Annotated in this window: 12 protein-coding genes; 4 read left to right on the forward strand and 8 right to left on the reverse strand. The window is 34.2% G+C overall.

Annotated features, from left to right (window positions below; genetic code table 11):
- Positions 1-99: 99 nt before the first annotated feature.
- Together IWX84_RS11270 and rlmF are read right to left on the reverse strand one after the other, a co-directional pair.
- Positions 100-3,174: a TonB-dependent receptor gene (locus IWX84_RS11270; protein WP_196850857.1), complete on the reverse strand. Its 3,075-nt coding sequence runs from the start codon at positions 3,172-3,174 to the stop codon at positions 100-102.
- Between the two features lie 216 nt (positions 3,175-3,390).
- Positions 3,391-4,365 (reverse strand): 23S rRNA (adenine(1618)-N(6))-methyltransferase RlmF, encoded by a 975-nt coding sequence (gene rlmF / locus IWX84_RS11275; RefSeq protein WP_196850858.1) that lies wholly within the window; start codon positions 4,363-4,365, stop codon positions 3,391-3,393.
- A 135-nt stretch (positions 4,366-4,500) separates the two neighbouring features.
- Between rlmF and IWX84_RS11280 the strand changes: the two genes are divergently transcribed.
- A complete protein-coding gene (locus IWX84_RS11280) occupies positions 4,501-5,385 on the forward strand; it encodes an alpha/beta fold hydrolase (protein WP_196850859.1) in 885 nt (294 codons plus the stop codon).
- A gap of 3 nt (positions 5,386-5,388) precedes the next feature.
- On the opposite strand, the gene IWX84_RS11285 is transcribed toward IWX84_RS11280, so the two are convergent.
- From IWX84_RS11285 to trmD, 6 genes are all read right to left on the reverse strand, one after another.
- Complete coding sequence (locus tag IWX84_RS11285; protein ID WP_196850860.1) at positions 5,389-6,051, reverse strand: thiamine diphosphokinase; 663 nt, start codon at positions 6,049-6,051, stop codon at positions 5,389-5,391.
- A 281-nt stretch (positions 6,052-6,332) separates the two neighbouring features.
- Entirely contained in the window at positions 6,333-7,154 is an 822-nt protein-coding gene (locus IWX84_RS11295) for a DUF4249 domain-containing protein (RefSeq protein WP_196850862.1), read from the reverse strand.
- Between the two features lie 39 nt (positions 7,155-7,193).
- A complete protein-coding gene (locus IWX84_RS11300; RefSeq protein ID WP_196850863.1) occupies positions 7,194-9,575 on the reverse strand; it encodes a TonB-dependent receptor in 2,382 nt (793 codons plus the stop codon).
- A 131-nt stretch (positions 9,576-9,706) separates the two neighbouring features.
- The gene (locus tag IWX84_RS11305) at positions 9,707-10,933 is read right to left on the reverse strand and encodes an isocitrate dehydrogenase (NADP(+)) (RefSeq protein ID WP_196850864.1); all 1,227 of its coding nucleotides are present in this window, start codon (positions 10,931-10,933) and stop codon (positions 9,707-9,709) included.
- Between the two features lie 286 nt (positions 10,934-11,219).
- Positions 11,220-11,570 (reverse strand): 50S ribosomal protein L19, encoded by a 351-nt coding sequence (gene rplS, locus IWX84_RS11310; RefSeq protein ID WP_073354306.1) that lies wholly within the window; start codon positions 11,568-11,570, stop codon positions 11,220-11,222.
- Positions 11,571-11,746: 176 nt separating this feature from the next.
- A complete protein-coding gene (trmD, locus tag IWX84_RS11315) occupies positions 11,747-12,424 on the reverse strand; it encodes a tRNA (guanosine(37)-N1)-methyltransferase TrmD (RefSeq protein WP_196850865.1) in 678 nt (225 codons plus the stop codon).
- 197 nt (positions 12,425-12,621) lie between these two features.
- Between trmD and IWX84_RS11320 the strand changes: the two genes are divergently transcribed.
- The 3 genes from IWX84_RS11320 (at position 12,622) to tnpA (ending at position 16,103) form a co-directional block, all read left to right on the forward strand.
- Positions 12,622-14,694 carry a M3 family metallopeptidase gene (locus tag IWX84_RS11320; protein ID WP_231385479.1) on the forward strand — a complete coding sequence of 691 codons (2,073 nt, stop codon included), beginning with the start codon at positions 12,622-12,624 and terminating at the stop codon, positions 14,692-14,694.
- 540 nt (positions 14,695-15,234) lie between these two features.
- Entirely contained in the window at positions 15,235-15,564 is a 330-nt protein-coding gene (locus tag IWX84_RS11325; protein ID WP_196850867.1) for a hypothetical protein, read from the forward strand.
- A 77-nt stretch (positions 15,565-15,641) separates the two neighbouring features.
- The gene (tnpA, locus tag IWX84_RS11330; RefSeq protein WP_196850868.1) at positions 15,642-16,103 is read left to right on the forward strand and encodes an IS200/IS605 family transposase; all 462 of its coding nucleotides are present in this window, start codon (positions 15,642-15,644) and stop codon (positions 16,101-16,103) included.
- The last annotated feature ends 295 nt before the right edge of the window (positions 16,104-16,398 follow it).

Consider the following 16,398-nt stretch of genomic DNA (forward strand, 5'->3'; position numbering starts at 1 on the left):
CAAAGGTACAAAGTTTAGATTCTTTTAAATCAAAAGTATATGCCAAAAAAAAGCCACCAACTTTTCAGTTGATGGCTTTTCATAATTATAAATATTTTTTTAGAAACTGAAACTTAATCTAGCAAAAACAAATCTTCCGTTTTGACCAAATTGAGATGTATTTCTTGAATATACAAACTGATTCGCATTAGATAAATCAATTGAATTATTCGAAGCGGTAGTAGGCGAGTAAATTACAGCACCATTTGCATCAACTCCAGAAGCTCTTTGTGCAATTGTTTGAGGTCCTAAATTTAAGGAAGGATAAATATCAAAAATATTATTTGCACCTATCACAACTTTTGCTGCTGGCGTAATTTTGAATCCTACTGATAAGTCAGTAATAATTTTCGCACCCCATACTGGATGTTCATTCTCTACGGCCTTATTATTTACTACAATGGCATTAATCGTTCCATCTCCATTAGCATCTGCAACATTAGGGTCAGTCACTTCACCAAAATATACATTTCTCAAGAAGAAATCGAATTTTTTATATGAAAGAGAGTTTGTTAAATTGGCTTTAACTCTAGGTATCGCTTCTTGCAAATAGACTCTACTGGATTCAGAAAAATATCTGTTTACTTGTCCTGCAGATTCTAGAATTGGTGAAGCATGAATGTCACCTACTTTACGAGTATTTGAAATTGTTCCTGATAAATCTGTTTTTAAAGATATACCTTCTCCTAAATTGGCTTTATGGCTAATAACAACATCAATACCTTTAGATTCGGTGTCAATTGCATTAGCAAAGAACGTTGCGGCAGTTGCTCCTGCAGCATCAAATGCGGCATTTAATGTATAGGCAGGAGTTCCAACTGCAGGAGTTCCTCCTGGTCTTGCAAACTGATCAGTAAGAGTTACTCTATCTTTAATTTTCACAATGTAACCATCAGCAGTCAAAGTAATATTGGCAGATGGAATTTTAGCTGTAAAACCGATACTCGCACTTTGTGATTCTTCTTGTTTCAAAGTAGGAATTCCTAATAACTTGGCAGCTTGGGAATCATTACTAAATGTACCAACTTCAAATGGTACACCGCCTACGAATTGCGTCGCAGTTGAATTGAAATAGATTTGGTGTAATGATGGCGCTCTAAATCCTGTAGAAACTGCTCCACGAATATTAATGTTGTCTGTTACTTTATAACGAGAAGCTAATTTGTAGTTCGTGGTATTCCCAAAATCAGAATAGTTTTCGAAACGAACTGCTCCGTTAACTAACCATTTGGTCGTCACATCATATTCTAAATCCGCATAAACGGCTACACTATTACGTCCTTTGTCAATTGCATTTGCAGGTCTAAAACCTGGAAACACTTGTGCTCCACCTGGTCTTGCAGAACCGTAAAAGTCGGTTACTTTGATATTAGCGGGTGTTGTTCCTGTTACAACTGCGCCATTAATATCATATAGATTATATGAATCACGTTCTCCTTCAGTAATTTTGAAGTTTTCATGTCTGTATTCAGCACCAAAAGCGACGTTTAATGCATCGAATTTTTTACTAATGTCAAAATTTGTTGTGTTTTGAGAAAAACCTAATCCACCAGCATCAAATTTTGTAGCTGACTTTTCTCTTAAAGTAGCATTTACAGTATTTTCAATATTATAATCGAAAGTGTTTTTTCCAAAAGTATTACTTAAGTCAAAATTCCAAGTTTCAAATATTTTACCTCTCAATCCCGCCGCAGCAGAAATGTCATTTATCGTTGAATGAATTTCTGGTAAAAAACCATTTGGATATAATCCGGTATATGATCTCGATTGGTTTGGTTTTCTGTAAAAACCAGCTGCTTCACCAGTTCTATAACTAGTTCCTCCAAAAGCATATATTTCAAGATTGTCGTTAATAGGATAAGCAGCATTCAAAAAGAATTGTGCGCTGGATAATGAAGATTGACCTACTTTCATATTGAAATCTTTTCTTTCCAAATTTCTATACGCTAATTCTCCTGCTGTTGCATCAAAGTTTAACACAGTTTGTAATCCAGTTGGACCATATAATGAAGTTGCAGCGGCAATCGAAGTTTGTTGTGCCGTTGTGAAATAGTTTACAGAAGGCGCATATGTTTTAATCGCTGAAATTATTTGAGCTTGATTAGCTGTAGGACTTGTTGCCGTACCGATATTTCCAAACAACGCATTGATATTTGTTCCAGCTTCTGCAGCTCTTTGTTCAACCGCATTGTAGGCGTTAAATAAATTGCCAGTTACATCTTTCGCTCTGCTTGTAGCATCTCTTAATTGGAAACTACCGGTAGCATTAATGAAACTTTTTTCTTTTCCAAGTCCAGTTCCATAATTCAGATCCAATTGATAATTGTTTCCATCATGACCACCAGTATGGTCGTTTGCACCTTTAGCAAAATTACTGCCAGTAAAAAGTGCTACGTCTAGTTTATTGGTATTTTTCTTTACGTTAATGTTGATAACACCCGCAATAGCATCTGAGCCGTATTGTGCAGATGCACCATCTCTCAATACTTCTATTTTTTCAATTGCAAATGCTGGAATTGCATTTAAATCCGTTCCCACAGATCCTCTTCCTGGCGAACCATTGATATTTACTAACGAAGAAGTGTGTCTTCTTTTTCCGTTTACCAAAACCAATACTTGGTCTGGTCCTAAACCTCTTAATTGTGCTGGATCGATATGATCCGTTCCATCAGCAACGGTTGTCGTATTGGATGTAAACGATGGCGCAACCATGTTTAAAATTTGATTTAAATTTACTTGGGGTCCTTGTGACGCAATTTCTTTCATGCTAATTACATCAATTGGTACAGCAGATTCTGTTACAGTTCGAGTAGGATTACGAGAACCTATTACAACAACATCCTGAAGTGTTTCACCACTTCCCAATAAAGTAACATTTAGAGTGCTTCCCGTAACGGAAATGCTTTTGGTATCTAAGCCAACGTAGGAAAACTGAAGAACGTCTCCGACTTTTGCACTAATCGTATAATTACCATCACTATCAGTTGTGGTTCCTTTTTTTGTGTCTTTTACAATAATAGTTGTTCCTGGTAAAGTAGATTTGGACTCATCAGTAACAGTACCCGAAACTTTAATTTCCTGAGCAGTTAATCCTGCTGTAAAAATTAAGGTCAGAATAAAGAGAAGTTTTTTCATTTTTGGTTATTTAAGTTTGTAGGTGCTAAAATACTACTAAAATAACGTTAATTTTCTTTTTATCTGACTTTGAAACTGTTAAATCACAAATTATTTTTATTTGCGTCTTTTTTTATAAGAAAGACAGTTTAGAAGCTTGTTTTTTACAATACGATAATTATTGATTTCGTAATAGGGTCAAAATTGATAATATGCAATAATAGTTTACTTACTATTTTAAAACTTCCAAGCCTTCTGTTGTGCTTCACTCATAAAAGTCCAGGCTACAATTCTACTTGTTTTTTGGCCTTGAGCCATATCAATTGTTTTTACGGTCGCCGCATTTACTTTATTTAATGTTTTGTATAGACTGGACAAATGTGATTGTTTCGATACTAAAGTGGTGAACCACAAACATTGCATTGGGTATTTAGCACTTTCATAGATCATTTGGGTAACAAAACCCAATTCTCCACCTTCACACCATAATTCAGCATTGTGACCACCAAAATTCAAAACAGGTTTAGCTGCGCTCCGTTCGGCTCCGCCTCGGGTTGTGGTTTTTGTATTTTCTAAATTATTTATTTTTCGCACCGAACTTTTTGTAGCTTCATCTTGAGAAGCATGGAAAGGAGGATTGCAAATCGTGAACGTAAAATTATCTTCAGGAGTAATTATATTTTTAAAAATGAAGCGCGACTCCGTTTGCAATTGTAAACTTATTGGATCCATTAACTTTGGATTCGCTGCGATGATTTTTTTGCAATTTTGAATGGCATTTTCGTCAATATCGGTACCTACAAAACTCCAGCCGTAAGCGGAATTTCCAATTAACGGATAAATACAATTGGCACCAATACCGATATCTAATCCTTGAACTGTTTCCCCCTCAGGTATAATTCCGTTGTTACTCGAAGCCAATAAATCAGCAATATAATGGATGTAATCTGCTCTTCCCGGGATGGGAGGGCAAAGATAATTTTCAGGAATATCCCAATCTTGGATATCGTAATGGTGTATTAACAATGCTTTATTAAGCGACTTAACAGCATCAGGATTACTAAAATCAATAGTTTCTATTTGATGCTCATTGATGGCAACAAAGTTTTTTAATTCAGGATTTTCTTTGATTAATTCTTCAAAATTGTACCCAAATCTATCTAGATTTCTTGGATGTAAATTGGTCTTTTCGGTAATCGTTTTCGGTTTCATTTTCTATATTTCGATGTAAAGATAAGCATAAGTATTTTGTAAAAGGGTTTAGGTAATTTTGCTATATTTAATAGAGGAAATTCAACATAAATCGTTCTGTAATTTTTCTTTTGAAACATAAAAACGGTTACTTTTATGAAAAATACAAATAAAATGACTTTCATGCCCATTACATTTCATTTCAAAAAGAGATATATAGTTTATAGTTTAGTGTTTTTTTATATTGTAATGTGTCAGTCGTGTATGACGATGCGATTTTCGGATAAGGAAACTACAAAATTTTTTGCTACTTCAAAAACACCGTTTCAAGATAAAACAATCACTTTTGAAGGTTTTAAAATACATTATGTAGCAACGGGTAACGCGCAAAATCCAACTTTGTTTTTTGTTCATGGTTCACCGGGAAGTTGGAACGCCTTCAAAGAATATCTTCAAGATACTTTACTGTTGAAAAAATACCGAATGATTGCCATTGACCGACCTGGTTTTGGATCTAGTAATTTTGGTGATGCTCAAAATTTAAGTGTGCAATCTCAAAGAATATCGGAGTTCATTAAAAAAATCGATAATAAAAAGCCGTTGATTTTGGTGGGACATTCCGTTGGTGGACCTGTTGTGACTAAGCTTGTCGTGGATCATCCATCGTGGTATTCTAGATTGGTCATACTTGCAGGTTCATTAGACCCAAAAGCGGAGAAACCGGAGAAATGGAGAACAGCTATCAAAGTATCGCCTGTGAGGTATTTGATTCCAGGAGCACTACGACCTTCTAATGACGAACTTTGGTGGCTGAAACAGGATTTGGTAGCCTTAGAACCAGAGTTGAATAAAATCACTTGTGATGTGACTATTATTCACGGAACAAAAGATGTTTTGGTACCGTATAGTAATGTCGCTTTTATGAAAAAAATGTTTGTCAATGCTAAGTCAATAGATATCATAACGATTGAAAAGGCTAATCATTTTATTCCTTGGAGCCATTATGAGATTGTGAGAAATGCTTTGTTGAAGATTCAATAAATGTTAATCCATGCATTCCATCATCAATAAATCTCCTTCTTTATGTTCTATTGTTACAATGCCATCCTTAGTGACATGGTTGCTGCTTCCAGTTCTGTAACCAATGGTTAAACTGTCATCTTTTAAGGGATAAAATAAATTTTCAGAATGAATTCCGGTGACGTGACCCACTGGAATTAATGAAATAGGCGTATTGGCAGTGTACCATTTTTCAAATTTATTGGGTAATAAAAATATTTTTGAATGGTCGTCCATGATAACAATTTTCAATAAGTCCCGGTATCGGACAATGTTGGTGAGATTGGTAATCGTATGATCTGCTCTTTTTCCGGTTGCCCAAACTACATTTACCGCTGGAATTTTCCGGTTTATCAAATAATCAAATGCTTTTTCTAAATCGGTTTTGTTTTGATCTGGCGTGTGGATTATTTCGATAGGATATTGTGAAGTTTGGTAATGCTCCGGATCAAATCCTCTATCAAAATCGCCTAAAAGAACATCCACTTTTATGTCTAATTCCATGACTCTTTCCATGGCCGAATCCAATACAATTACTAAAGGAGACCATTCTAATAATTGTCCTAATAATTCCGGATGGCATGCTGCGCCGTTGGCAATTATTAAAGCGGGTTCTTGGTCGTCGCGAACGATATGATGTGAGGACATGAGGCTTGTAGATTTAAGAATTGTGGTATTAGATTTGGGCTATTGAGAACAGTTGAATAAATGCTAGACTGTAAAGTTAGTTAAAATATGCAAACTGGAAACTCCGACTGCACTTTAGCCCAGATTGCAATGGAAAGTTCTCGCAGGGAAAAAGTATTTTTTCCTGTACTGGCAAAGCGACCAAAGGAAGCTCTTGCTGGAACAATGGGAAAAAACTTTTTGACCAGAGAACTTGTAATGGAAAGCTGGAAAAGCTTCTAAAATAAATTCAGAATTAATACTTATTCAATCGTATAATTTCTGATATCGACTTCACTAAGGGAAAAATAGCCCAATGGATAATTAGCCGAATCAGTGATATTGATGATATTTCCTCGAACGGTTGCAGGGGGAGATTGAAATGGTCCGCCACCATTATTTCCTGCAATACTTACCAAAACACTCATGTAGTTGTAATAGGCTTTAGAAATTCCAAAGTGACTAACCTCAATTTTATCATCTTTTTTTAAGTCGTCATTTTGCGAGATACTGAAGAATTCATTTCCGTTGAAAAACTCATCCTGATCAACATAAAAGTTTGATTTTACCTGATTAGAGTAAACGTATTTGTATAGATAATAATTAGTTTCACTTGGTGGATCTTGATAAAATGTTTTAATTTCTTTTTCATTACCTGTTAAACCACCTTGATTGTTTTGAACAATTTTAGTAATGGCTGTAACAGGTTTCAAGGTTTCGGTGGCGGTATAGGTATTGCCTTTGCTTATCACAGTTAGCGTGTAGGTCTCATTGAGGACTGGAACAAATGTAGTGCAAGCATATTCGCCAGTATTTGCTATTTCTGAAAATGTAAAAACAACATTAGCACTATTTTTTATAGTAACTGTTGCTCCAGAAACTTTTGGAATTTCAGTGCTGTAAAATCCAGTTGTGGTGGTTAGTTTTATGCTTTGTTGATTTCCAGAAGTTCCTTTTTTCCAATTAATTGCTGCTTCAATAACCAGTTTTGATGGAGCATTGTCTAAAGTTACGTCTATCACGTCTTCGCAACTTGTTGAAAAAACAGCGATGAATAGTATCAGATAAAATGTTATTTTTTTCATTATTTTTTGTTTTTTATTCTCCATTTGAGGGATAGGGCCTTAAAATTTGAAGTTATAACTTATAGCTGGAACGATCCCGAATATGGAAGTTTTTACTGCCTCATTATTACCTGTATCTGTATTTTGACGGAAATTGATGGAAGCGGCATTTTTGCGGTTGTACAAATTATAAATGCTAAAAACCCATTCTCCTTTCCAGTTTCTGTCCATGTTTTTTCTTGGTGTCAAAGTTGCTGCAATATCGAGATGGTGGTACGCTGGGAGGCGGTTTTCGTTTCTCAAACCATAACTTGGAACAATTATTCCGAGATATTCATATTGTCCGTTAGGATAGGTTACGGGTTGTCCGGTTTGTAAGGCAAAATTGGCTCCAAAAGACCATTTTTCATTTAACTTATAAGAACTCGTAATGGCAATATTGTGCAATTTATCATACACAGAATTGTACCATGCTCCGTTGTTGATTCCGGTTTCAACGGGTGTTCTTCCCGGAGTTTGCTGCTCAGATTTGGATAAGGTATAGGAAATCCATCCGTTAAATTTTCCTTCGTTTTTTCGGAGCATCAGTTCTAATCCGTAGGATCTTAATTGACCGTTAAGTATCACTTGTTCAATTGCTTTATTGGCTATCAAATTTGCTCCGTCTATATAATCCAGTCGATTTTTTACTTTTTTGTAATACGTTTCTACTTCAAGCGAATACATTCCGTCTTTAAAATTTTTGAAATAACCCAAAGCCACCTGATCTGCAATTTGGGGTTTTATAAAAGCATCACTTGGCGTCCAAACATCAAGCGGGGTGGGAGATGAGGTGTTTGAAATTAATTGTAAATATTGGACCATTCTGTTGTAGCTGGCTTTTACAGATTGCTCATCATTGATTTGATAGGCAAATGAAAAACGGGGTTCCAGATTATTGAAGCTTTTCATAACTTTATTCTTCTCATAGAATTTTGTTCCAATGGGAGTCGCTTTTTGATAAATCTGTAAATCCGGATTGAATGTTACCGGATTATCATTTTCATAAATATTTACGGTTGATTGTCCTAAACGATAAAATAGGCTATAACGAAGCCCATAAGAAATTGATATTTTATCTGAAATTTCATGATCAGCATTGATATATAATGCGGGCTCGAATGCATATTTTTTGTCCAATTGATCAAAATTAATCCCGGAATTAGCATCAGATGGTTTTATAGTTCCAGGATTGAATTCGTAATAAATCCCATTTACACCATAATTTAATTTGAATTTATCAGAAATATAGTTTTTGAAATCGTATTTGATATTGTAATTCTTGATGCCGGAATCCCATTTGAAACCAACAAAGTCCAAATCCAAACCGTAATAATAATCGCTGTAAATAAGGGACAAATTCGAAAATAATTTTTCGGAGTATAAGTGATTCCATCTCAGATTGACCGTTGTATTACCATAAATATTAGTAAAACTTTTGTTTAAGCTAAAAACGTCTCTTCCAAAATATCCCGATAAATATAAGTTGTTATTTGGATTCAGCTTGTAACTCAGTTTGGTATTCAAATCATAGAAATAAGCAGAGTTGTTTTTTTGTTCTTCGGATAGTTTCAAGAATAAATGCGCATACGAACTTCTACCGCCAATAAGGAAGGAACCTTTGTCTTTTACTAATGGTCCTTCGACCAAAATCCTACTGGAGATTAATCCGATTCCACCATTGACATGAAATCCTTTACTGCTACCATCTTTTTGATAAATATCTAAAACAGAAGACGCTCTTCCTCCATAACGAGCAGGAATTCCTCCTTTATATAATTTTAAATCCTTGATGGCATCTGGATTAAAAACAGAGAAAAAGCCAAAGACATGAGACGAATTGAATATAGTTGCTTCGTCCAGTAATATTAAATTCTGATCTGCACCACCACCTCGAACATTGAATCCGGAAGCGCCTTCACCAGCATTAGTAACTCCAGGAAGTAATAAAAGGGACTTTAAAACATCGACTTCACCTAGTACGACTGGCATTTTCTTAATAGCTGAAATAGAGAGTTTGTTGACGCTCATCTCCGGCTTCCGTATATCGGTTTTGGTTTTATTATCCGTAATTATAACTTCTTTTAAAACGGTTTCATTGCTTGCAAGATTATAATTGTGTTTTGTGTTTTGGTTTACGTTTATATTTTCTTCAATCGTTTGGTAACCTAAATAACTTATTTGAACGGTGTACTCACCTTTTGGAATCGTAAGCGAGTAAAACCCATATTCATTCGTAGTTACCCCAGTTTTTAACTGTGGAATAACGATGTTGACGCCAATCAATGTTTCGTTGCTGTTAGCGTCCATAATTGTTCCGCTAATCGTGAATTTATCTTGGGAGAAAGAAGTTAGAGAGGATAATAAAAGAATAAAAAAGACAATATTTTTCTTAGTAATCATTTCTTAGATTTTGATTTGCAAATTTCAACAAATGGAAGTTAATTCTTGTTTAACAACTGTTAATGTATTGCTAAGATAAAAAAAAGACAACCGTTTCGGGTTGTCTTTTGTAATGTATAAAAAAAATAGATTTATGCTAATTTAGCATCTAAATTTTGTTTTATTGCCGCCAAGAAATCTTCGGTAGTTAAATAATCAGCAGCAGTTAAACCTTCTGGTTTAACTAACATGGCTAAATCTTTAGTCATTTTTCCGCTTTCAACAGTGTCGATACAAACTTGTTCCAAAGCATGACAGAAATCAATTAATGGTTGATTTTCGTCTAATTTACCTCTGTGTTCCAATCCTCTTGTCCATGCAAAAATAGATGCAATTGGATTAGTAGAAGTAGCTTTTCCTTGTTGGTGTTGTCTAAAGTGTCTTGTTACCGTTCCGTGAGCTGCTTCAGCTTCTACCGTTTTTCCATCAGGAGTTACCAATACAGAAGCCATTAATCCTAAAGAACCAAAACCTTGCGCAACGGTATCAGATTGTACATCACCATCGTAGTTTTTACAAGCCCAAACAAAACCACCGCTCCATTTCATCACAGAAGCAACCATGTCATCGATTAATCGGTGCTCATAAGTAATTCCAGCTTCAGCGAATTGAGTTTTGTAGTTTTTTTGGTAAACTTCCTCAAAAATATCTTTGAAACGCCCATCATAAGCTTTCAAAATAGTATTTTTAGTAGAAAGGTATAATGGCCATTTTTTAGTCAAAGCCATTTGGAAAGAAGAATGAGCAAAACCATAAATACTTTCGTCCGTGTTGTACATTGCCATAGCAACTCCATCACCTTCAAAATCATATACTTCCCATGTTTTTGTTTCACCATCATCTTCAGGTACAAAAGTCATAGTTAATTTTCCTTTTCCTTTTATAACAGTATCTGTCGCTTTGTATTGATCTCCAAAAGCGTGACGACCAATAACAATTGGCTGAGTCCATCCTTGTACATAACGAGGAACATTTTTCATGATAATTGGTTCACGGAAAACGGTACCACCTACAATGTTACGGATAGTTCCGTTTGGTGATTTCCACATTTTCTTTAAACCAAATTCTTTTACACGATCTTCATCAGGAGTTATAGTAGCACATTTAATTCCTACATTGTATTTTTTTATTGCTTCTGCAGAATCAATAGTAATTTGATCATTAGTTGCATCTCTGTTTTCAATTCCTAAATCGTAATATTTAATGTCTAAATCTAAATAAGGAAGAATTAGTTTTTCTTTAATAAAAGACCAAATAATTCGTGTCATTTCATCTCCATCCAATTCAACCACTGGATTGGCTACTTTAATTTTTGTCATAATGTATTATTGATGTGTAATTTATTTATTTTAAAACGTGGCTACAAATATAATAAAACGTTATCGTAAAAGAAAATGCGTTTACATTTACTTTTTTTGATTAAATCTAATTGTCAAATTGTTATTTTTAATTGCTTTAAAAGAGAATATGAAAAATATAATATTCTTTTTTTACCAAATAAAAGACGCAAATAAATGAAGATAAAGCAAAGAAGCCAAATTGAATGTATTCCAAAAAAAAATCCTCAACAATGTTGAGGATTTTTTATAGTAAAGAGATAGTGGACTATCTTCTTTTGTCTTTAATTTTAGCTTTTTTACCAGTAAGTTCTCTGAAGTAGAAAATTCTAGCTCTACGAACTGCACCTTTTTTGTTGATTTCAATTTTTTGCAAAGCTGGTAAGTTAACTGGGAAGATACGCTCAACTCCAATAGCACCTGACATTTTACGAATAGTAAAAGTTTCTGTATTAGCAGAACCTCTTCTTTGAATAACAACTCCTTTAAAAAACTGTGTTCTAGTTTTTTCACCCTCTCTAATTTCGTAGTAAACGGTGATAGTGTCTCCAGCTGCAAAAACTGGGAATTCTTTTCTTGTTACGAATTCGTCTTGAACGAATTTCATTAAATCTGCCATGATATTTTTTAATTATGGTTTTTATATCAAATCAACATTCGCGGATCTCGCCAGAGGTTGGTCTGAATTTGGGTGCAAAGATAATTAAAAAGTTTAAAGTTTAAAGTTTTTCTTGTTTAAAGTTCCAAACGTTTTAATTTGGATTTTTTACATTCCCCCTTTGGGGGCTAGGGGGCTTATTCCTCCAATAAATCCGGTCGTCTCGCCTTTGTATGTTCATACGCCATATCTTCTCGCCATTTGTCGATTTTTGCAAAATTACCGCTGGTTAAAACCTCCGGAACTTTCCATCCGTTATAATCTGCGGGTCTTGTATATATGGGTCCAGACAATAATCCATCCTGAAAACTATCAGTCAATGCTGAGGTTTCATCACTCAAAACACCCGGAATCAATCGGATTAAAGCATCCGATAAAACCAAAGCGCCTAATTCTCCGCCACTCAAAACATAATCGCCAATAGAGATTTCCTTAGTGATAAAGTGATCACGTACGCGTTGATCAACACCTTTATAATGTCCACAAAGAATAATGATATTCTCATACATCGACATGGTATTGGCCATTTTCTGGTTCAAAGTTTCCCCGTCAGGTGACATATAAATGATTTCGTCGTAGGTTCTTTCGCTTTTCAAATGCGTAATGCAGGCATCTATAGGCTGTACTGTCATCACCATCCCCGCACCACCGCCGTATGGATAATCATCCACACTTTTCTGCCTGTTTGTAGTATAATCTCGTAAATTATGAAAATGAACTTCCACTAATCCTTTATCGATAGCTCGTTTCATAATAGAAGCCTCAAATGGGCTTCGCAGCAATTCAGGTAAAACTGTAACAATATCTATGCGCATTTTTTTATTTTCTAAGATGCAAAGTTAATACTATTAATTGGGTAGTGTTTAAAATTGGACTTCAAACTATTTTAAATGGAGATCTAATTTTTATCAGATACTCTTTTTTAACTATATTTATACCCAAATTAAAAAATAATACTATGCGAATTTTTTCAAAAATAATCGTGGCAAGTTCAGTGATTTTTGTTGCTTCTATGCAAACACAATCACTTTACGCACAAACAAAATCTGTAAAAATGACAAATCCTCTTTTACAAAAAAGTACGTTGCAATATCAAGCACCGCCATTTAATTTAATTAAAAACGAACATTTCAAACCTGCGTTCGAATATGCTTTAAAAGTTCACGATGAAGAAGTGAAAAAAATCACAAGCAATAAAGCTAAGCCCACTTTTATGAACACGGTGGTAGCTTTAGAAACCAGTGGTGTAGATTTGACTAGAGCAAGCAGTGATTTTTATAATCTGACAGGATCTAACACCAATCCAACCCTGCAAGCGATTGAAGCAGAATATGCTCCGATTTTTTCAGCACACAATGATAAAATTTATTTGAACAGTCAATTGTATAATCGCTTTAAAGCATTGGATTTAAAAAACTTAAAGGGAGAAGATAAAAAATTGACTCAGTTTTACTTGCAAAAATTTGAATTGGCAGGTGCAAATTTATCTGCTGACGATAAAGTAAAAATGGAAAAAATTAATGGAGAGATAGCTAGTTTAGGTACACTTTTCGGTACTAAACTATTAATTGCCCGTAAAAACGGAGCTGTTTTGTTTGATAATGTAAAGGATTTAGATGGTTTAAGCGCTAATGAACTTGCTGCTGCAAAAGCAAAAGCGACTGAGGCAGGTCACGATGGACATTATTTAATAGGATTATTGAATACAACCCAACAACCATTATTACAAAGCCTTACCAATAGAGCAACTAGAGAAAAAATATTCAAATCGTCTTGGACTCGCTCCGAAAAGAATGATGAGGGTGATACCCGCGACATACTGGAAAAAATGGCGAAATTGCGTTTGCAAAAAGCCAAATTAATGGGTAAAAAGAATTTTGCAGAATGGAAACTACAAGATCAAATGGCTCAAACTCCAGAGAGAGCGATGGATTTATTAGCAAAAATTGCTCCTCCCGCTGTCGCTAAAGCGAAAGTAGAAGCAAAAGAAATACAAGCTTTGATTGACGCTCAAAAAGGTGGGTTTAAATTAGAACCTTGGGATTGGAATTTTTATTCAGAGCAAGTACGTAAAGCCAAATATGATTTAGACGAAAGTCAAGTAAAACCTTATTTTGAGTTGACAACAGTACTAGAAAAAGGAGTGTTTTTTGCAGCCAAAAAAATGTACGGTATTACCTTTAAAGAACGCAAAGATTTGCCGGTTTATAACCCCGATGTTGTGGCGTATGAAGTTTTTGATAATGACGGAAAATCAATGGCAATCTATTATTTAGATTTCTACACAAGAGACAATAAAAACGGGGGAGCTTGGATGAGCAACTTTGTGGATCAATCTCATTATTTGAAACAAAAACCAGTAATTGTAAACGTTTACAATTTTGCAAAACCAGTAAACGGAAACCCATCTCTAATTAGTTTTGATGATGTAACGACTATGTTCCATGAGTTTGGACATACATTGCACGGTTTATTCGCAAATCAAAATTACACCAGTCTTTCTGGAACGGCTGTGCCACGTGATTTTGTAGAATTTCCTTCTCAAATCAATGAACACGCTGCGCTAGATCCGGAAGTTTTAAAAAATTATGCACTTCATTACAAGACTAAAGAGGTGATTCCTCAGGAATTAATTGATAAGATTAAAAAAGCCGAAACTTTTAACAAAGGATATGATGTAACCGAACTTTTGGCGGCATCAACATTAGATATGAACTGGCATAGTGTTGAAAAAGAAGGGGATTTCAAACCTGCTTTAGTTTTTGAAAATGAAGCACTTCAAAAATACGGATTGTTAGTAAACGAAGTGCCTACAAGATACCACACGCCTTATTTTGCGCACATTTGGAGTGGAGGTTATTCAGCAGGTTATTACGCTTATACTTGGTCTAAAACATTAGATTATAATGTGTACGACTGGATGAAAGCGAACGGCGGTCTCACAAGAAAAAATAGTGAGCGTTTCAGAAAATACATCTTATCCGTAGGGAATAGTGTAGATTTAAATAAAGCCTTCAAAGAATTCATAGGACACGATATGGAAATCGAACCTTATTTAAGAAACGCAGGACTGTCGGATAAATAATCTTAGTTTAATTCAATAATCAAAATGGCATTCGTAATGGATGCCATTTTTTTTTGGAGCTATTCCAGCTATTCGTTGCAATCTTTTTATACGCCGAAAAGGCGAATAAAAAGGATTTCCACTGCTATCTGGGCTAGGGTTTTGTGGAATTAGGAGGTTTTGAAGAACTGAATGAGTACGAAAAGTATTTGTAAAATAAATCTTTCTTTTTAAAGGCTTTAAACTAATTTTTAATAAATTAGTGAAACAACAATGTGTTCTATTAATCTATATATAAACAAGTTGACATAATTAATAAAATTTTTTATAAAAATGCACAATATGTATTCTGAAATTCGGTAGAAAGAAATTTCGCTCTTGTTAATGGCAACAGTACGTGCTTTTTTGATTTGGAGAGTACAACATCAAAAGGATAAAATTATAAATATTGAAAGTCAGCTTTCGGATAGAAAATATATAATGTATTCGGAATTAGTAAATATAATTTTTGATATAATTGCAAGAAGTTAATTAGGCAAATCGTTCTCTGATAAGGATATTATGAAGCGCCTGCTTGACATTAAAAAAGATATGTTTCTATACGCCCCCGATGATGTTTTTAAATCTTTTACCAGTTGGACTCTTGAGCTTAATAAACCAAACTCAGCAGTAAATCATTTTAAGTTGTATTTTAAAATTATGAAATTGGTGAGGAAAGATATGGGTCAAAATGGCAGTAAAATCGAGTTAGATGATTTTATGCTTTTTTTAGTGCAAAATGAAGATGCTTATTTATACTTTAAACAAGAACAGATTTGTAAAATTCTTCGCAATTTCCCATTAAAATCTAAATCAAATGTTTTATCTCAACGGAAATATTACAAGCAATAGCTTATTCCGCTAGGAATTAAATGTTGGTAGCAAAAAAATAATAACCCCACCAATAAAGTCCCGTAGGGACGAAACATATGGCAAATACCTACACTCAAATACACATTCATTTTGTTTTTTCGGTAAAATTCAGGCATGGAATTATAGAATCTAAATGGAAAGAAGATTTGTATAAATATATGACGGGTATAATTCAAAATAATAACCATAAGCTTTTGGCAATAAATGGAATGCCGGATCATATCCATATTTTGATTGGGTTAAGACCGGTACAATCGATTTCAGATTTAATGAAGGACATAAAACAAAGTTCTTCAAAATGGATCAATGAAAATAAACTAACAAACGGACATTTTGAATGGCAAGAAGGTTATGGTGCGTTTTCATATAGTAAATCACAAATAAACCATGTGGTAAATTATATTCAAAATCAAGAATTGCATCATAAAAAGAAAACATTTAAAGATGAATATCTTGATTTTCTTGAAAAATTTGAAATCGATTATGACGACAAATTTATTTTCAAAGAATTGATTTAAAATTGTATAGTCCCTAATGGGACAAAAAGAAGAGGCGAAATGTGTGTTTCTACCAACATTTAGTCCCTAACGGGACAGATGAAACGATTGGTTTTTTTTTACCTATATTTAGTTCCTAATGAAATAAAAACAGCAATTTTAGAACATAGGTAACTAAATACAATCGACTCTTTTAGTTACTAAAAATCTATTTCTCGGTAATCCGCAAACTTTCAAATAACCAAATAGCCAAATAGCCAAATCAACGAATCCTACAATTCCCTTTTTAAAATTAATTTTGTAAATTTGCCCTTCA

This window comes from Flavobacterium sp. CG_9.10 (genome assembly GCF_015752245.1).
In the GTDB taxonomy this organism is placed as follows: Bacteria; Bacteroidota; Bacteroidia; order Flavobacteriales; family Flavobacteriaceae; genus Flavobacterium.